General features: G+C 46.1%; 18 protein-coding genes. 15 read left to right on the forward strand and 3 right to left on the reverse strand.

What is annotated here, in order from left to right; translation table 11 throughout:
• Nucleotides 1–90 precede the first annotated feature (90 nt).
• The 3 genes from proS to BLCOC_RS07740 all read left to right on the forward strand — a co-directional run bounded on the left by proS (nt 91) and on the right by BLCOC_RS07740 (nt 4,053).
• Nucleotides 91–1,530 carry a proline--tRNA ligase gene (gene proS, locus BLCOC_RS07730; RefSeq protein WP_115624922.1) on the forward strand — a complete coding sequence of 480 codons (1,440 nt, stop codon included), beginning with the start codon at nt 91–93 and terminating at the stop codon, nt 1,528–1,530.
• 1 nt (nt 1,531) lies between these two features.
• Nucleotides 1,532–2,866 carry a CCA tRNA nucleotidyltransferase gene (locus BLCOC_RS07735; protein ID WP_115624923.1) on the forward strand — a complete coding sequence of 445 codons (1,335 nt, stop codon included), beginning with the start codon at nt 1,532–1,534 and terminating at the stop codon, nt 2,864–2,866.
• Nucleotides 2,867–3,222: 356 nt separating this feature from the next.
• The gene (locus BLCOC_RS07740) at nt 3,223–4,053 is read left to right on the forward strand and encodes an ornithine carbamoyltransferase (RefSeq protein ID WP_115624924.1); all 831 of its coding nucleotides are present in this window, start codon (nt 3,223–3,225) and stop codon (nt 4,051–4,053) included.
• Nucleotides 4,054–4,169: 116 nt separating this feature from the next.
• Here the strand turns inward: BLCOC_RS07740 and BLCOC_RS07745 are convergent, their stop codons facing one another.
• Nucleotides 4,170–4,472, reverse strand: coding sequence for a hypothetical protein (locus tag BLCOC_RS07745; protein ID WP_165907220.1), 303 nt, complete (start codon nt 4,470–4,472; stop codon nt 4,170–4,172).
• A 90-nt stretch (nt 4,473–4,562) separates the two neighbouring features.
• On the opposite strand from BLCOC_RS07745, the gene BLCOC_RS07750 reads away from it, so the two are divergent.
• The 12 genes from BLCOC_RS07750 (at nt 4,563) to BLCOC_RS07805 (ending at nt 17,269) form a co-directional block, all read left to right on the forward strand.
• Entirely contained in the window at nt 4,563–5,537 is a 975-nt protein-coding gene (locus tag BLCOC_RS07750) for a CotS family spore coat protein (RefSeq protein WP_029469936.1), read from the forward strand.
• Between the two features lie 148 nt (nt 5,538–5,685).
• A complete protein-coding gene (locus tag BLCOC_RS07755) occupies nt 5,686–7,422 on the forward strand; it encodes a phospho-sugar mutase (protein ID WP_029469935.1) in 1,737 nt (578 codons plus the stop codon).
• A 181-nt stretch (nt 7,423–7,603) separates the two neighbouring features.
• Nucleotides 7,604–7,879 (forward strand): HU family DNA-binding protein, encoded by a 276-nt coding sequence (locus BLCOC_RS07760; protein WP_018593723.1) that lies wholly within the window; start codon nt 7,604–7,606, stop codon nt 7,877–7,879.
• A 5-nt stretch (nt 7,880–7,884) separates the two neighbouring features.
• Nucleotides 7,885–8,124, forward strand: a complete 240-nt coding sequence (locus BLCOC_RS07765; RefSeq protein WP_018593722.1) for an RNA-binding S4 domain-containing protein — start codon at nt 7,885–7,887, stop codon at nt 8,122–8,124.
• 118 nt (nt 8,125–8,242) lie between these two features.
• Nucleotides 8,243–8,530, forward strand: a complete 288-nt coding sequence (gene yabP / locus BLCOC_RS07770; protein WP_018593721.1) for a sporulation protein YabP — start codon at nt 8,243–8,245, stop codon at nt 8,528–8,530.
• A gap of 13 nt (nt 8,531–8,543) precedes the next feature.
• The gene (yabQ, locus tag BLCOC_RS27535; protein ID WP_226985307.1) at nt 8,544–9,020 is read left to right on the forward strand and encodes a spore cortex biosynthesis protein YabQ; all 477 of its coding nucleotides are present in this window, start codon (nt 8,544–8,546) and stop codon (nt 9,018–9,020) included.
• Complete coding sequence (locus BLCOC_RS07780; protein WP_018593719.1) at nt 8,971–9,270, forward strand: septum formation initiator family protein; 300 nt, start codon at nt 8,971–8,973, stop codon at nt 9,268–9,270. Before yabQ ends, BLCOC_RS07780 begins: the two co-directional genes overlap by 50 nt.
• 120 nt (nt 9,271–9,390) lie before the next feature.
• A complete protein-coding gene (locus tag BLCOC_RS07785) occupies nt 9,391–10,878 on the forward strand; it encodes a SpoIIE family protein phosphatase (RefSeq protein ID WP_018593718.1) in 1,488 nt (495 codons plus the stop codon).
• 41 nt (nt 10,879–10,919) lie between these two features.
• Nucleotides 10,920–12,263, forward strand: a complete 1,344-nt coding sequence (gene tilS / locus BLCOC_RS07790; protein WP_115625562.1) for a tRNA lysidine(34) synthetase TilS — start codon at nt 10,920–10,922, stop codon at nt 12,261–12,263.
• Nucleotides 12,256–12,777: a hypoxanthine phosphoribosyltransferase gene (gene hpt, locus BLCOC_RS07795; protein ID WP_018593716.1), complete on the forward strand. Its 522-nt coding sequence runs from the start codon at nt 12,256–12,258 to the stop codon at nt 12,775–12,777. Before tilS ends, hpt begins: the two co-directional genes overlap by 8 nt.
• Nucleotides 12,778–12,804: 27 nt before the next feature.
• On the forward strand, nt 12,805–14,637 hold the full coding sequence (gene ftsH, locus BLCOC_RS07800; RefSeq protein WP_018593715.1) for an ATP-dependent zinc metalloprotease FtsH: 1,833 nt from the start codon (nt 12,805–12,807) through the stop codon (nt 14,635–14,637).
• A 505-nt stretch (nt 14,638–15,142) separates the two neighbouring features.
• Nucleotides 15,143–17,269 (forward strand): glycoside hydrolase family 13 protein, encoded by a 2,127-nt coding sequence (locus tag BLCOC_RS07805; RefSeq protein WP_018593713.1) that lies wholly within the window; start codon nt 15,143–15,145, stop codon nt 17,267–17,269.
• A 60-nt stretch (nt 17,270–17,329) separates the two neighbouring features.
• Here the strand turns inward: BLCOC_RS07805 and BLCOC_RS07810 are convergent, their stop codons facing one another.
• Both BLCOC_RS07810 and BLCOC_RS07815 read right to left on the reverse strand, forming a co-directional pair.
• The gene (locus BLCOC_RS07810) at nt 17,330–17,512 is read right to left on the reverse strand and encodes a hypothetical protein (RefSeq protein ID WP_115624925.1); all 183 of its coding nucleotides are present in this window, start codon (nt 17,510–17,512) and stop codon (nt 17,330–17,332) included.
• Nucleotides 17,513–18,546: 1,034 nt separating this feature from the next.
• Entirely contained in the window at nt 18,547–19,047 is a 501-nt protein-coding gene (locus tag BLCOC_RS07815; protein WP_165907354.1) for a GrpB family protein, read from the reverse strand.
• Between the last annotated feature and the right edge of the window lie 65 nt (nt 19,048–19,112).

Consider the following 19,112-nt stretch of genomic DNA (forward strand, 5'->3'; position numbering starts at 1 on the left):
GCCGTTTACAGAGCCGCCTTTGTAAGGCCGTGGATGGCAGGGTGCGGCTGCCTATAAAAAATAAACAGTAGAAGGAGACAAAGCATTACTATGGCAAAGGACAAGAAAATGGTAGAGGCCATTACTTCCATGGAGGAAGATTTTGCGCAGTGGTATACCGATGTTGTAAAAAAAGCAGAGCTGGTAGACTATACCAGCGTGAAAGGCTGTATGGTAATAAAACCGGCAGGTTATGCAATCTGGGAAAATATCCAGCATGAGCTGGACAGACGTTTCAAGGAGACAGGTGTGGAGAATGTATATCTCCCCATGTTCATCCCGGAAAGTCTGCTCCAGAAAGAGAAGGACCACGTAGAGGGTTTCGCACCGGAGGTTGCCTGGGTGACACACGGCGGTCTGGAACCGCTTCAGGAGAGACTCTGTGTCCGTCCTACTTCAGAGACGCTTTTCTGTGATCTGTATGCAAGAGACATCCAGTCCCACAGGGATCTGCCGAAGGTATATAACCAGTGGTGCTCAGTTGTCCGTTGGGAGAAGACAACACGTCCGTTCCTGCGCTCCAGGGAATTCTTATGGCAGGAGGGCCACACTGCCCATGCCACAGCAGAGGAGGCAGAGGAGAGAACAGTGCAGATGCTGAACCTGTATGCTGATTTTTGCGAGGAAGTTCTGGCGATTCCGGTCATCAAGGGCCGTAAGACAGACAAGGAAAAATTTGCAGGCGCAGAGGCAACCTATACTATCGAATCCCTTATGCATGACGGAAAAGCCCTGCAGTCAGGTACCAGCCACAACTTTGGTGATGGATTTGCAAAGGCATTTGACATTCAGTATACAGACAAGGACAACACCTTAAAATATGTACACCAGACATCCTGGGGAATGACGACACGTATGATCGGTGCCATTATTATGGTGCACGGCGACAACAGCGGACTTGTGCTCCCCCCGAGGATCGCGCCGGTGCAGGCTGTGGTTGTTCCTATCCAGCAGAGAAAAGAAGGGGTACTGGAAAAAGCGCGTGAACTTGCCGACGCATTGAAAGCTGCAGGAATCCGCGTGAAGGTGGATGAGACAGATAAAAGTCCGGGATTCAAATTTGCAGAGCAGGAGATGCGCGGTATTCCGATCCGCATTGAATGCGGACCAAAAGACATGGAAGCCAACCAGGCAGTCATTGTCCGAAGAGATACCAGAGAGAAGACAGTGGTATCCTTTGATGATCTGGCAGAGAAAGCAGCAGAAATCCTGGAAACCATGCAGAGTGATATGCTGGAGCGTGCCAGAACCCATCGTGATGCACACACATATGTAGCAGTTGATTATGAAGAGTTCAAACAGACGGTCAATGAGAAGCCGGGATTTGTAAAAGCTATGTGGTGCGGATGCCAGGAATGTGAAGATAAGATCAAAGAGGACGTCCAGGCAACATCCCGCTGCATACCTTTCGAGCAGGAAACCTTATCAGATAAATGTGTCTGCTGTGGAAAACCGGCTAAGAAGATGGTCTACTGGGGGCGTGCGTACTAGAATGAAAATAGAAGTTCCTAAGAGAGTAAAAGAGATAATAGAAACCTTGCAGGAACATGGATATGATGCTTATGCGGTAGGAGGCTGTGTTCGTGACAGCCTCCTCCATTCGTCTCCGGCGGACTGGGATATTACCACATCAGCCAAACCCATGGAAGTCAAGGCGCTGTTTCGTCGCACGGTGGATACAGGGCTTGTTCACGGAACCGTGACGGTCATGCTGGGCGGGGAAGGATTTGAGGTGACCACATACCGTATTGACGGGGAATATGAGGACAGCCGTCATCCAAAAGAGGTGGTCTTTACAGGAGAACTGAGGGAAGATCTCCGCCGTCGGGATTTTACCATCAATGCCATGGCCTACAATGACAGAGAAGGGCTGGTGGACGCTTTCGGCGGGATCAGGGATTTGGAAAAGGGGATCATCTGCTGTGTAGGTGACCCTTATGAGCGCTTTACGGAAGATGCGCTGCGCATCCTGCGCGCAGTCCGTTTTGCGGCCCAGTTGGGATTTTCCATAGAGGAGCAGACAAAAAAGGCAGCCCGGGAGCTTGCCCCTTCACTTGCAAAAATCAGTGCGGAGCGTATTGCGTCAGAGCTGACAAAGCTTCTGGTATCAAAAAATCCTTATCTGTTGAAAACAGCCTGGGAGACGGGCATCACTGCTGTTGTCCTTCCGGAATTTGATGCTATGATGGAAACTCCGCAGAATACCCCCCATCATTATCTGAACGTGGGTGAACACACGCTGAAAAGCCTGGAGTATGTGGATGCAGATAAAGTTCTGCGATTTACCATGCTCCTTCACGACACCGGAAAGCCGGCCTCCAAAACTGCGGATGAGAATGGCAGAGACCATTTTAAGGGGCATAGTCTGGGCAGTGAGAGAATTGCCAAGAATGTGCTGAGAAGGCTGAAGCTTGACAATGACACCATTGACAAGGTGACAAAGCTGGTTTACTGGCATGATTACCGGCCGGAACCGAATCCCAAAGCAGTGCGCAGAGCGCTGAATAAGGTGGGCGTGGAGTTGTTTCCTCTGCTTTTAAAAGTGCAGTATGCGGACAGTATGGCGCAGAGTGAGTACCAAAGAGAGGAAAAGCTGGAGCGCATCCGGAAGGTGGAGGAGATTTACCGGGATGTGCTGGAGAAGAAAGAGTGCGTTTCGGTAAAGATGCTGGCTGTCAACGGAAGGGATTTGATCGCAGCGGGTATGAAACCGGGTCCGGAAATGGGAGAGATGCTGGAGAGGCTGCTGCAGGTGGTGCTGGAGGAGCCGGATAGGAATGATAGGGGGGAATTGATGAAAATTGTGAGGGAGGAATTGCAAGGTTAGGAGACTGGATTGTAAGTTTATGGCTCACGGACGTCCGAACATGCGGTGCAGTATGAGAGGGCGGGCCAGGGATACAGTCTGGCTCCTGGCTGCGCTCCCCTCAGCTAACTTGCTCCCAGTTGTTAAATTCGTCAGCAATGGCTTCCTCATTAATCAACTGGGGCAAGTGGATCTTCGGCTCGCTCCGCAGAACACTCGCCAGTCTGTATCCCTGGCCCGCCCTCTCATACTGCACCGCATGTTCGGACTGACGGTGGAAGACGTGTGGGAAATGATGAAAGAGAGCCCTCACGGTGAGCGATATATGGAAAAGTTGTTGAGTGTTGAGATTTTTGGAATTGTGTAGGTGATTCTGAATGAAAGATTTACTTCGATTGACGGATTTTGATTCCAGGGAGGTTTATCATATTTTTCGTATTGCGGATGGAATTTGTCAAGGAAATTATAAGGGGATTTTAAAAGGAAAAAGTGTGGTCCTGTTTTTTCCGGAGTCAAGTATTAGAACAAGGGTTACTTTTGAAAAAGGAATATACTTGTTGCACGGACAGTCCATTTTGTTTCCGAATGAAAGTCTTGATAAGAAGGAAGATTTGAAAGATGTATGTGGCTACCTGAATAATTGGGCAGATGTAATTATTGCCAGACATAAGGATATTCATATCCTAGAACAACTTGCTGCCTATTCAAAAGTTCCGGTTATAAATGCTATGACGGACTTTGATCATCCTTGTGAAGTCATTGCCGATATGTATGCATTATCAAAGATAAGAGAAGATTTTGTGAAGGATAAGTATTTATTCTGCGGTAAATTAGGGAATATTGGTTTAGCCTGGAAGGAGGCATCCGAAGTTATGGGATTTGAATTATCCCAATGCTGCAGTACAGGGCATGAGATGCAAGGATTACCTGTTTATAATAATATAAAAGAAGCAATTATAGGAAAAGATATTATTTGTACAGATTCTCTTCCCTCGAATTTGCTTCATGATTTTAAAAACTGCCAAGTTACACTTGAAGTAATGAAAATGGCAAATAAAGGGGCAATTTTAAACCCCTGTCCTCCATTTTACCGCGGAGAAGAAGTTTCTGAGGATGTAATAGATTCAGAATATTTTGTCGGCTATGAGTTTAAACAATATTTACTCCAAATTCAGCAAGCTATCCTTATATATTGTTTAACCAGGTAAATTTCCATTTCTTAAAAATATTTTAACATCAGCATTATTTCCAACCAATGTCTAACAGAATAAAAGAGTTCTTACCCCTGTAATATAGAGAGAACCAATTACATAACAAATTTATTTCAACAGGCAAGCCGAATACAAACAAGCAGTAAGTCAAAAGTCAGGAAGCAGACGGGGAGGGCATGGCAGGGGGAGCAGCGGGAGGCGAGTGTTTTGTGGAGCGAGCCGAAGATCCACCTGCCCCAGTTGATTAATGAGGAAGCCATTGCTGACGAATTTAGCAACTGGGAGCCGGTTAGCTGAGGGGAGCGGAGCCAGGAGCCACCCGCTGCTCCCCCTGCCATGCCCTCCCCGTCTGCTTCCGTCCGCCTGCATCCATCTGCGTCCATCTGCATTCCCGCTCTTTCCAATATCACCTGCATGTCCACGCCACCTCACATATTTTTTCACCTTCTACTACTTCCATCTCCTGCATAAAATAGAGAGGACACAAAGTAAAGGGGGACAAGGAAGTGTATGATAGGGGTCTCAGCGTACTGGCGCAATACGGTCTGGAAGCAAAATCCACATACCGCGGAAGAGGTGCACTCATCTGCGACACCCAGGCCGGTCTGGTTCAAATCCGTGAATACAATGGATCACCCAGAAAACTTGGTTATCAGGCGAAGCTTCTGGAGATCGTAAGCACCCGGAATCAAATCAGCGTGGATTCACTCCTTCCTAATCAGGAAGGTGCATACGTCTCAACTGACAAAGACAACATACCCTATGTGGTAAAGCGATGGTACGAAGGAAGAGAATGTGATACCCAGTCAATGAAAGACATCAAACGCAGCGTAACAGCCCTGGCAAGTCTACATAAAACAATGAAAATGCCGGTTCAGACACACTATGTCAAGGAGCCGCTTCTCATGGAATATGAAAGGAAAAACAGGGAGCTGCGGAAAATCCGCAAATTTGTCTGCCAGAAACGCCGGAAAAATGATTTCGAGCTTAGATATCTGGACAGCATTTCCTGCTATCTGTGGCATGCAGAGGAGGCTCAGAGGAGGCTTAACTGCTCCGGGTATGAGGATCTGCGATGCCGGTCCCTGGAGTCAGGGGATGTCTGCCATGGAGAATACAATCAGCATAACGTGCTGATATTGGCCCAGAATACGGCGGTCATTAATTTTGACCGATGGCATTATGATATCCAGATGGAGGACCTTTACCAGTTCATGCGCAAAATATTGGAAAAGCATAACTGGGATCTGGAGATGGGGCGGCAGATGCTTCTGGCCTATCACGAAGAGAAACCCTTGAATGTGCAGGAACTGGAAAACCTGCGCATCCGTTTTGCCTATCCGGAGAAATACTGGAAACTGGCAAACTACTACTATTCCCACAGCAAGGCATGGATTTCTGAGAAAAACCTGGAAAAACTGGAGAAACTCATAGCCCAGCATGATAATTGGATGAACTTTGTCGAAAATATTTCGGTATAAAGTTGCTGAAAACCCCTGTGCAATGTTTGAATTTTCATCAGTGATAGTGTATAATGTAATCCATAAATGTGTTGTCCGGCAGACCATAGAGGAGTTGGCGCCCGGGATGCACACTATAAATCAACGTTGCACAGGGAGGTAGTAGAATATGGACTACAAAAAGCTTTATGAGGAATGGCTCTCCAACCCGTATTTTGATGAAGAGACTAAAAAAGAGTTAGAAGCGATCAAAGATGATGAGAATGAAATAAAAGAACGCTTTTATAAAGAGCTGGAATTCGGTACCGCAGGCCTTAGAGGTGTGATCGGTGCAGGTATTAACCGCATGAACATCTACACCGTGAGAAAGACCACACAGGGTCTGGCAAATTACATAGCAGCAGTGAACGGGCAGGCAAAAGGTGTGGCGATCGCCCACGATTCCCGCCGTATGTCCCCGGAATTTGCAAAAGAAGCGGCACTGTGCCTGGCTGCCAACGGCGTGAAAGCCTATATTTTCGATTCCCTGCGCCCCACACCGGAGCTTTCTTTTGCAGTGAGAAAGCTCGGATGCATTGCCGGGATCAATATCACAGCCAGCCATAACCCGCCGGAATACAACGGTTATAAGGTTTACTGGGAGGATGGTGCTCAGATCACACCGCCTCATGACACAGGAATCATGGACGAGGTTAAAAAAGTCACAGACTTTGCCGCAGTGAAGACAATGGATGAGGATTCAGCAAAGGCAGCCGGCCTGTATCAGGTGATCGGTCAGGAAGTGGATGATGCCTACATGGAAGAGCTGAAAAGCCAGGTGATCCATATGGATGCCATCAAAGCTATGGCAAAAGAGTTGAAGATCGTGTACAGCCCTCTGCACGGCACAGGAAATATTCCTGCAAGACGCGTGCTGAAAGAGCTGGGATTTGAAAATGTATATGTGGTAAAAGAGCAGGAATTGCCGGATGGAGAATTCCCCACAGTCAGCTACCCCAACCCGGAGGCAGACGAAGCCTTTGATCTGGGCTTGAAGCTTGCAAAAGAGGTGGATGCAGACCTGGTGCTGGCAACTGACCCGGATGCAGACCGTCTGGGCGTCCGCGTAAAAGACAGCAAAACAGGGGAATACCACACTCTGACAGGCAATATGTCAGGCTGCCTGCTTGCTGATTATGAGATCGGTCAGAGAAAAGAGATGAACAAGGGACTGCCGGAGGACGGAGCTATGGTATCCACCATTGTTACCACCAACATGGCAGGCGCCATTGCCAGACATTACGGTATCCGTTTCATCGAAGTGCTCACAGGATTCAAATACATAGGCCAGCAGATACTGGGATTCGAGACATCAGGAAAAGGCACCTATCTGTTCGGATTTGAGGAGAGCTACGGCTGCCTCATCGGTACCCACGCAAGAGATAAGGACGCCATTGTGGCAACTATGGCGCTGTGTGAGGCTGCCGCATACTACAAGACAAAAAACATGACACTGTGGGATGCCATGATCGCCATGTATGACAAATACGGTTATTATAAAGATGATATCCAGTCCATCACCCTGAAGGGAATTGAAGGCCTGGAGAAGATCCAGACCATACTGGAGAACCTGAGAAAGAACCCTCCATCCGTGATCGGTGATTACCAGGTGACCTCTGCAAGAGATTACAAGGCAGATACAGTCATCAATATGGAGACAAAAGAGGTAAAAGCAACCGGACTTCCAAGCTCCAATGTGCTTTACTATGACCTGACAGACGATGCATGGGTATGCGTACGTCCGTCCGGCACGGAACCTAAGATCAAATTATATTACGGGATCAAGGGGACATCCCTGGCAGATGCAGATGAGAAATCCGCTGCACTGGGACAGGCTGTAAAGGAATTAATAGATAAAATGATGTAAAAATGGGTATTTGCCCGAAGATTCAAAAAAATTCTCTGTAAGCATCATGTATGTGCTTGACAAACACTGGGAAAAAAGGTATAAATAACAGTAGGCTTTTACCGGGTAAGTGGTAAAAAGCCTTATGAGACTATGAAACTTATTGAGAAATAAGGGAGAATTCATTTAGGAGGAAATACTCATGAACAGAACAGAATTAGTTGCAGCTATGGCTGAAGCAACAGAATTATCCAAAAAAGACGCAGAGGCAGCTTTAAAAGCATTTATCGATGTTGTAACTGCTGAGATGAAGAAAGGTGAAAAAGTTCAGTTAGTCGGTTTTGGTACATTTGAAGTATCTGAGAGAGCTGCAAGAGAGGGAAGAAATCCTCAGACTGGCGAGACTATGACCATCGCAGCTTCCAAATCTCCGAAATTCAAAGCAGGCAAAGCTTTAAAAGACGCTGTGAACGAATAAGAAAAATGAGACTTGACAAGTATTTAAAGGTATCCCGCCTGATAAAGCGCAGAACCGTTGCAAATGAGGCCTGTGATGCAGGACGTGTCCTGATCAATGACAAGCCTGCCAAGGCATCTGCACAGGTAAAGGCCGGTGATATCCTGGAGATTCAGTTCGGCAGCAAGAATGTGCGTGTGGAAGTGCTTGACGTACAGGAGACTGTGAAAAAAGAGGCGGCCAGCGAGTTGTTCCGTTATCTTTAAAGCGGCCGGAATTTGCTGTGTGATCCTGTGCTTTTACAGAATGTGAATTGAAATCGGTATATTGTTTTTGAACCCCCCATATAATCTTTTAAGAGAGATATATGGGGGATTTGCTATTTTGGAAGAGAAGCAGGTGAAGACCGCACATAAGCTGCAGATGACTGACAGAGAGACGGGAAGCATAACCGGAGTGAAGGATGTGGTCGCTTTTGATGATGGAGAAATCAGTCTGATTACCAGCGCCGGCATGCTGACTATAAAAGGGTCTGAGCTTCATGTGACCCGCCTTGATCTGGATAAACAGGAGGTGGACATTGCAGGCCAGGTGGACAGTCTTGTCTACAGCCAGGGGACGGTTCTTAAGTCCAAGGGCGGAGACGGCATGCTGAAGAGGCTTTTTAAGTAATATGAGCGGATATATGCAGCAGGAGCTGCTGTTTTTCTGCAGGACCTTTCTGGCCGGAGTCCTGCTTGCGGCAGCTTACGATATACTCCGTATTTTCCGGAATGTCATATCCCACAACGATTTTTTTGTAAGCCTAGAAGACCTGCTATACTGGTGTGCAGCAGGCGTTTTTCTTTTCTCCGTCATATATCTTGAGAATGACGGGATCATAAGGGTATATGCTCTTGCAGGGATATGCCTGGGCGCGCTGATCTATCATTGGGGCTTGAGTGGTTTTCTGGTTAAGTATCTTTCGCTTTTTTTGTCAAAGATTAAGTGTTTATTAAAAATACCGCTGAAACCACTGTACTATCTAAGAAAAAGGTTGAAATTTTGGCTGTCAGGGGTTAAAATTTCCTTATCTAAACAAAAGTCGATACGAAAAGTCAGGAAGAATCAGAATGAGAAGAAAAAAGAAAAAAAGCCTGCAAAACAAGATCGCCATGGTTAGCGTGACGTTTGTTGTAGGTGTTTTATTTATAGGTTTGATGGCAGAAAGCAGCAGATTAAAAGGAAAAGTAGCAGAGTACGAGACGAAAAAGAGCGAAGTCAGTGCCAAAATAGAAGACGAGGAAGCACGGACAAAAGAAATTGATGAGCTGAAAAAGTACATGCAGACAGATGAATACGCCAAGGAAGTGGCGAGAGATAAGCTGGGACTTGTGGAAGGGAATCAGATTATCTTTAAAGAGGAAGAATAAGGAACGGATTTTGTCTAAAAGTTTTTCGCTTTTGCAGCGTGTTTTTGACAAAGATTGAAGCCAAAAGCATCTATAATACACCTTTGATAGCGATTGCTTATTCAGGGGAGGTAATACCAGATGCAGGAATGGATCATTGCCATGCTCGTGGTCAGCGCCCTGTTGATACTGCGGGACATGGCAAAAACTATTTTTTCAGACATGAAAAAAAGTGCGGCCACTTTGGTGTACGACCAGCATCCACAGAAAGAGAAAATGCAGCGCTATGCACGATCCTTCCAGAAACTTGCAGACAGCTTTTACGGCATGCCATACCGTAAAGATTACTTATCAGGCGGGGAACTGGAAGAACTGGTGGAACAACTTAGAGAGAGACAGTGTAAGACATGCCCGGCAAACCACATCTGCTGGAAGCAGCATTCCGTACAGTCATACCAGAGAGTCTACAGCCTTTTCCGTGTTATGGAGGAAGGGGACGAGGAGAAGCTCAGGGTGGCCAAGACGGAGTTGACCGGGGTCTGTATTAATCAGGGCAAGCTTACGCAGGAAATGCAGAGGTTAATGGAGAGAGAACGACAGAATCTGATGTGGAATAATAAACTTTTGGAGAACCGGATAGCGGTTGCAGAACAATTAGGAGAGATGGCACAGCTTATGAAGGTGCTGTCCAGGGATTTGTTCGATATTGTTCAGACAGACCCTGTATTCCGGGAAGAATTTGCCAAGAGACTGAAAAAGAAGCATATACTTCTGAGAAATGTCTGGATGCTGGAGCAGCCAGACGGAAAGCTGCAGTATTTCTGCGAGATGCGGGCAAAGGGACAAGCCTGTATCTCCGCCCAGGAGGCCGGGGCAGTGCTCTCTAAAATGAGCGGCAGCAGAATGACACCAAAGGTGGAGGGAAAAACCCTGATCACACGGGAGTTCACCGTTGTTCGATTTGTGGAGGAAGTGAACTTCAAGATGTTGTACGGGGTGGCTAAAGTGACAAAGGAGAGAGAAACCATATCCGGTGACAACTACATGTGCACCACGGAGGACAACGGCCAGTTTTTCATGTGTCTGTCTGACGGTATGGGCTCCGGTCTGGAGGCCTGCCGGGAGAGTGAGAATGTGGTGGATATGCTGGAACAGTTTGTGGATTCCGGTTTTACCGGAGAGACAGCCGCCAGAATGGTCAACTCTGTTCTGAATCTGCAGACCAGGGAGGGCAAATTTTCCACTGTGGATATCTCCATTGTGGATCTGTACTCCGGTATGTGCCATTTCCTGAAAGCCGGAGCAGCCACTACCTTTATCAAGAGAGACCACTGGGTGGAAGCCATTTCCTCCACAAGTCTGGCTCTTGGGCTGGTGCAGCAGGTGGATTACGAATCTACCAGCAAGAAGCTCTACGAGGGAGATTTTATCATCATGGTCACAGACGGGGTACTGGATGCTCTGCCTCCGGAGAACGCGGAGGATACCATGAAAGAGATAATCCTGCAGACCCACGCAGAAGCTGCACAGGACCTGGGAAGAGGGATTCTGGAGCGGGTACTGGCCCAGTGCGAGTATAAGGCTGTTGATGATATGACAATACTCGCGGCAGGGCTGTGGAAAAAGTGAGACAGAAAGGACTTAGATGCCCAATGGACCAAGGAAAAAATATGGAGGAAAAGGTATTTTCTTATATAGAGCAGTACGGGATGATAGAAGCGGGCGACCGGGTGATCGTCGGAGTTTCCGGCGGAGCAGATTCGGTGTGCCTGTTGTTTTTGTTATGGGAATATCAAAAAAAGGTGCCGTTTTCCGTACAGGCAGTACATGTAAACCATCAGCTTCGAGGCAGCGAGGCAAAGCGCGATGAGGAGTATGTGGTCGAGCTGTGCAGGGGGTTATCCATACCCTGCAGCGTGTATTCTTATGATGTGGAGCAGATTGCCCGCGAGAGACATATGACGGTGGAGGAGGCAGGAAGAACTGTGCGTCAGCAGGCTTTTGGCGAAGAGAGCAGAAAAGCAGGCGGAAAACGCACAGCACTTGCCCATCACCGGGATGACCTGGCGGAAACGGTCCTTCACAACCTGGCAAGGGGAAGCGGAGCCGCCGGCCTGGCGGGAATCCATCCTGTACGCCGGATGGGGGACGGAGTCTATATCCGTCCCCTTTTGTGTGTGGGAAGAAGTGAGATAGAAGGATGGCTGACAAATAAGGGCATCCGATGGATGGAGGACAGCACCAACCGGGAACTGTCCTACACCAGAAATAAGATCCGCCAAAAAGTCCTGCCCCAGTTGGAAAAAGTAAATCTCCGTGCATCAGAGCACATTGCAAGGGCAGCACAAACTTTTCTGTCTGTGGAGGAATATCTTGGACAGCAGGCGGATATGCTTTATAGTAGGTATGTCAGGGACAATGAAGAGGGACTTTTCCTTTCAAAGGATATTTCCACAGAGCATCCGGTGATGCAGGCCTATGTTGTTAAGAGAGTGCTGGCAAAACTGGCGGGAGGGGAGAGAGACATCACTTCCGTCCATGTGGAAGAAGCCCTGGAACTGCTGGGACAGAGGACAGGAAGAAAGAGATCCCTGGCACACGGCATAACAGCACAGCAGTCCTACGGCAATCTCCTGTTTTATAAAAAAGAGGATCAGGAAATCCGGGAGAAAGAGCTGGATTTTCAGGTTTTTTCCTGGGAAAACCAGCAAATTCCGGAAAAAAAGTATACGAAATGGTTCGATTATGATAAAATAAAAGGAAACCTCACCGTGAGAAAAAGGCAGCCCGGAGATTATCTGACTGTCACCCCGGCGGGAGGAAGAAAAAAATTAAAAGATTATCTTATAGACTGCAAGATTCCAAGGCAGGAGCGGGAAAACCTGACCCTGCTGGCGGACGGTTCCCACATTATATGGGTGGTAGGCTACCGCATCAGTGAATATTACAAAATTACCGAGCAGACAAAAACAGTAATCAAAGTACAGGTCAAAGGAGAAAAGGAAGATGAGTGAAACAATCAGACAGCTGATCAGCGAAGAAGACGTGGACAGAAAAATCCGCGAGATTGGAGAGCAGATAAGCAGGGATTATGAGGGCAGGCAGGTGCATTTGATCTGCGTGCTCAAGGGCGGCGTATTTTTTACCTGTGAGCTGGCAAAGAGGATCAGCGTTCCCGTGAGTCTTGATTTTATGTCAGTATCCAGCTATGGGGATGACACCAGTTCCAGCGGTGTGGTCAGGATCGTAAAGGATTTAGATGAGAGTATTGAGGGCAAGGATGTTCTGATCGTGGAGGACATCATTGATTCAGGCAGGACTCTGAGCTATCTCATAGAGGTGCTGAAGCAGAGGAAACCAAACAGCCTTCGTCTCTGTACCCTTCTTGACAAGCCGGAGCGCAGAGTGAAAGACGTGAAAGTGGATTATGTATGTTTCAACATCCCGGATGAATTCGTAGTGGGATATGGGCTGGATTACGCACAGAAATACAGAAACCTGCCTTATATTGGTGTGGTGGAATTATAGTGATATAAGGTGAAAGGAGAACATGACGTGAATAGACAGGCAAAAAGCTGGCTGCCCAGTGTCATTTTGATCATTGTACTGGTCATAGGCGGATATTGGATCTTCAGCCGGCAGCTCACAGTAAATAACGATTACAGCGAGGCAGAATTTAAAGTCGCAGTTGAAAATGATCAGGTTGTGGAAGTTTACATCCATCCTGAAAAGGTAAGCCCCTACGGAAAAGTCAGTGTAGAACTGAAAAATGGTGACCAGGAGCAGTTCAACACAACAGATGTCCAGAAGCTAAGCAATTTTCTGGCCGAAAAGGGGGTAAAACCCAAAGTGGGTGACGTGCCGGGGGACAATACATTCATGTCTTCCATCCTTCCCCTTATCTTGGTGGGAATCATGGTCATCTTTGTCTTTAATCTTATGAGCCGGCAGATGTCAGGCGGCAGCAATGCCAAGATGATGAATTTCGGCAAGAGCCGTGCCAAAATGACTGTGGACAGTGAGAAGAGCGTTACCTTTAAGGATGTGGCAGGGCTTCAGGAAGAGAAGGAGGAGCTTCGGGAGATCGTGGATTTCCTGAAAAGTCCCCAGAAGTATGTGAAAGTAGGTGCCAGAATTCCCAAGGGTGTTCTTCTCGTAGGCCCTCCTGGAACAGGTAAGACTCTCCTGGCAAAAGCCGTGGCAGGGGAAGCGGGCGTTCCGTTTTTCTCTATCTCCGGTTCTGATTTTGTGGAGATGTTCGTAGGTGTGGGTGCTTCCCGTGTAAGAGATTTGTTTGAGGAAGGCAAGAAGAACGCGCCCTGTATTATATTTATTGATGAGATTGACGCAGTTGCCAGAAGAAGGGGCACCGGTATGGGAGGCGGCCATGATGAACGGGAGCAGACCCTGAATCAGCTTTTGGTGGAAATGGATGGTTTCGGTGTCAACGAAGGCATCATCGTAATGTCAGCCACCAACCGTGTGGATATTCTTGACCCTGCAATACTGCGCCCCGGCCGTTTTGACCGTAAAGTAGGTGTCGGAAGGCCTGATGTAAAAGGAAGAGAAGAAATATTACAGGTTCATGCCAGGAAAAAGCCTCTGGGCGAAGATGTGGACCTGAAAGAGATTGCCAGAACTACAGCAGGGTTTACAGGCGCTGACCTGGAGAACCTGATGAATGAAGCGGCTATCATCACTGCCAGGGACGGAAGGTATTTCCTGACCCAGAAGGATATTCGCCAGGCATTCATCAAGACGGGAATCGGAGCGGAGAAGAAAAGCCGTGTGATTTCTGATAAAGAAAAGAAGATCACCGCATACCATGAAGCAGGCCATGCGATTTTGTTCCATGTGCTGCCGGAGATGGGACCTGTGCACACCATATCTATCATTCCCACCGGAATGGGTGCTGCGGGCTATACCATGCCTCTGCCGGAACAGGATGAAATGTTCAACAGCAGGAATAAAATGCTGGAAAATATCATTGTAGATCTGGGCGGACGTGTGGCCGAGGAGATGATCTTCGGGGATGTGACAACAGGTGCCTCCCAGGACATCAAACAGGCGACACAGCTTGCCCGTTCCATGGTGACCCAGTATGGTATGTCGGATAAAGTAGGGCTTATCAATTACGGCTCCGATGAGGATGAAGTGTTCATCGGACGTGATCTAGCCCATGCCAGAAATTATGGCGAACAGACAGCGGCTCTGATCGACAGTGAAGTAAAGCGGATCATTGATGAGTCTTACAGCAAGGCAAAAGAATTGATCAGTGCACATATGGATGTTCTTCACAGATGTGTGGAGCTGCTGTTGGAAAAGGAAAAAATCGGACGGGAAGAGTTCGAGGCATTATTTCAGGAAAATGTGGTGGCAGAAAGCTAAAATGTGGGTTTTTCGGCAGGTTTTGTACAGATTTCCGAAAGAACAGGAAATGCGGATTTTTGATGGATGTGAAAATGGTCAAAAAATCGTTAAAAATTTATTTAAGATTGTGCACACTTTTTCTGTGCTGCGTGGTATTATAATAAATGTAAAAACCCCCCAATACATTATATAGTTTTTGCTACACCCCATAAGAAGAAATACCTTCTCCAAAAGAGGCAGTCGTAAGACTGTCTCTTTTACTTTATAGAAGGCAGAGCGTAAATATTCGACTTTTATGGAAAGATTTGTACAAAAAGTGTCATTTTTTGCATAAAAGTATTCGTTTTCAAAAAATAGTTGTATATGAAGTAAGGGTGGGATAAAATAGATTAATGATGGGTAAGTATACCCAAGACCAGCATTGATTAGTAATTCGTAACTATGGGGAAATTGTATAGTTACAGTAATTCAGAAAAAGCAGAACTACAGGACTTTTTCGACTGAATGATGGAGAGGATGCATTATGAATTACGAATATATGAAGAATGCACAGAAAATTCAGGAGTATGTGACAAACATGCGTCCTGCTTTCAATAAACGTGCGGTGTTCAGTGATGAGACAGAAAATTACAGGACACCTTTTGAGCCGGAGCCGGGAGACGTTGTGAATGTCAGAATCCGCACTAAGAAAAATAATGTGGATTTGGTCTATCTGGTATACGAAGATAAGAAAAAAGTGATGGACCTGGCTGACTCCAGGGATGGTTTTGATTATTATGAGGCCAACATTCCTCTTGGTACTGAAACAGTCAGGTATTATTTTGAGATATATACAGGCAAATTAAGTTGTTTTTACAATCGGATGGGTGTGGTGCGGGAGATCGATCCCCATTATTCTTTTGGCATTGTACCTGGATTCAAGACCCCGGAATGGGCAAAAGGGGCGGTTATGTACCAGATATTTGTGGATCGTTTCTGTAATGGGGACGCGTCAAATGATGTGGTGACAGGGGAATACTGCTATATTGATGAACATGTCCAGAGAGTAGAGGACTGGTACCGATGGCCTCAGGCTATGGATGTGCGTGATTTCTACGGCGGAGATCTTCAGGGTGTTTGGGATAAGCTGGATTACCTGCAGGGACTGGGTGTGGATGTGATCTATTTCAATCCTATATTTGTCTCGCCCTCCAACCACAAGTATGACAGCCAGGATTATGATTACATTGATCCTCATTACGGGAAAATTGTCAGTGACGGCGGGAATCCCTTAAACTGGGGCGACAAGGACAATGCCCATGCATCCAAATACATCAAGAGAGTGACCGATTACGAGAATCTGGAAGCCAGCAATAAATTCTTTGCGGAGTTTGTGGAGGAAGTGCATAAAAGGGGCATGAAGGTGATCCTGGATGGTGTGTTCAATCACTGCGGCTCTTTTAATAAATGGCTTGACAGGGAGCGGATCTATGAGTATCAGGAGGGATATGAGAAGGGTGCGTATATTACCGGGGACAGTCCCTACCGCACGTTTTTCCGTTTCCACAATGAATATGACTGGCCGTATAATCAGTTTTATGACGGATGGTGGGGGCATGATACCTTGCCGAAGCTGAACTACGAGGACTCCCCCATGCTGTATGAATATATTATGAAGATTGCCAGAAAGTGGGTGTCACCGCCCTACAATGTGGATGGATGGCGTCTGGATGTGGCTGCAGATCTGGGGCACAGCAATGAATACAACCATCAGTTCTGGCGGGATTTCCGAAGAAATGTGAAGGAGGCCAACCCGGAGGCCATTATTCTGGCTGAGCATTACGGGGAGGCAAAATCCTGGCTCCAAGGTGACCAGTGGGATACTGTTATGAACTATGACGCCTTTATGGAGCCGGTTACCTGGTTTCTGACCGGGATGGAAAAGCACAGTGACGAGTACAGTGAGGGCATGTTTGGCAACAGTGACTGCTTTATCAGTGCCATGCAGTACCATATGGCAAGTTTTTATGCGCCATCGCTGATGACAGCCATGAATGAGCTGTCCAACCATGACCATTCCCGTTTCCTGACAAGGACAAACCACAAGGTGGGCCGAGTGGCGCATATGGGGTCCGAGGCGGCAGGGCAGGAGATAAACAAGGCGATTTTCAGGGAAGCTGTGGTCATGCAGATGACGTGGCCTGGTGCTCCTACGATCTATTACGGAGATGAGGCCGGACTGTGCGGATTCACTGACCCTGATAACCGGAGAACGTATCCCTGGGGCAGAGAAGACCGGGAACTGATCCAGTTCCACAGAGACATGATCGCCATACACAAGGAAAACCGTGAACTGATAGAGGGTTCCTTAAAGTTCCTGGCAAATGATTATCAGCTTTTGTGTTACGGTAGATTTACGGACAGGGAAAAAACAGTGGTGGCTGTGAACAACAGTGACCAGACCAAGCTGGTAGAGCTGTCTGTCTGGGAGCTTGGCATATCCAGAAGCAGGGAGGCACATTTCAAACAGCTCATGGTGACTGGTGATTTTGGATACAGTCTCATTAAGAAGATCCACGTCTGTAAGGGCGGTGTTGTGCGGATGAGAGTTCCCTCACACGGGGCTATGGTAATAAAATGTGTTGTAGACAGAGACAGAAGAAGTAAATAAAAGCATATAAGGGCCGGCTCATTTATCTGTGAGCCGGCCCTTATATAATTAGGAAATAATTTAGCGCTTTTTCTTCTTTTTTATTTCTTCCGCTTCTTCTTCATCAAGTTCTTGAATCTGCGCATCACCTGTTCCCAATAGAGTTTCAAGTACCTTTCGCATCTCATTTTGAGCTGCGGGGCCTGAAGACAGGGACAGGCTCACCATTAGAATGAGAAATAATTTATATATCTTTTTTTTCAATCGTATTCCTCCGTTTCAATCTCAGCTTTGCTTCACTCTCGTAATAAGTATGTGGTTCATACCCGCTGCCTGTTTGCATACAAAAAGGAAGCCATTGTTTGATCCAAAAAATGACTTATCACCACCATAACACTTGCCATATAGGAGTCTTATTGCAGCAAATATTTTATTTTGTCCATGATTTGAAAGGGAGTTGACTCAATTGTCCAGACGTACTTTCAGATTAATTAATGTCCATCCGTCAGGCAATAATATAAATAAGGTCAGAAAGAAAAAAAGAAAAGCTATAACAAGGAAAAGAAACAAGGGGAAACCCTTTGGGATAACTGCAATTATAGGAGATGTACAGATCTCCTTCGTCATCGTTTCATTATAAGAATTATTTCTGTTCAGAAATGAAGTCCTGAGATGGGCAGTAATATTCCCGTCTCCATTGACAATGGTACTTTCTGAGGCGGCCCATGTCTCAATTGCGGTTGTTTTATCTAATGGTCCATAAAGGTCATTAGAGCTACAGAGGAACACATTCATAGCGAGGCACATAGCAAAAAGGATCATAATAAAAGAGACTCTAATGGGAGACAGATGATTTTTCTTATTATTTATTTTCATTATAAATCCTTCTTATCTATGGCTGTCATCAATACGGTCAACGAGTGCGTGAAGAAAAGTCTATGGGCTGTAAGTCCTTGCTGAGACTTCCGGTTCTGATTTATTTATAACAGCACATGTCGTTGTATGTCAAGCGCAGGAGGAAAATCTGCCTGTAGAAAATAGGATATTACTTCTTATTCCGGCAGCCGGATTTCCTGCATGATGCTCAGTTTTCACAAGACACGCCATTTTTGACAAAAAATAAGGAAACGCTGAATGATCAACGTTTCCTCTGCTTTTTACTAATGCCGCAGACCGGAATCGAACCGTTTTAAGTAATCAAAAATACCGAAAGAAAGGGGCTTTGGAGACTTCATCACGTCTGCGGTGTTCAAAAAGTGTTCAAACGCTTGTCTCTCTCAAACTGGAATTTGCAAACGCTATATATCTCGTAGAACTTCCGAAATAAACTCTGCTTTCTTTTCAGAATATTCCAATAAGGTATCAATTCCACCGGCTAAAATTTGTTCTTTTAAGTCCGAGTATGCCTGTGCTTTTTCCGGATACTTTATCATATAGTCACGAAACAATATATCCTTTTTCCATACATCCCCTTTGTATTCGACGATATGTAAGTTAAAATTCTTTATATCTCTTTTTATAAAATATAATCTGTCAGATACACTCATTTCCCGCATATATGTATAGCCGCTTGCTTCTATTTCTTGTATTACTATCTTTTCTGGCGGGAAGCTCCTCACCCCTATAATAATATCTATAATCGGTTTTGCTTTTATGTTTGGAATTGAAGTGCTACCAATATGTTCAAAAGTCAGTGTTTTTAAGTGCGGTTTATTTTTTAACATTTTTATTTCATCATTAAAATCATAGCGCCAATGAAGATTATGATTTTCTATATGTACTTTTTCATTCAATATCAACTGTTTTAACCTCCACCATTCCAATTTACTTAACTACTATTCAGTATAATCTAAATATATGAAGC

Origin of the sequence: Blautia coccoides (assembly GCF_034355335.1) — a bacterium.
GTDB classification, from domain to species: domain Bacteria; phylum Bacillota; class Clostridia; order Lachnospirales; family Lachnospiraceae; genus Blautia; species Blautia producta.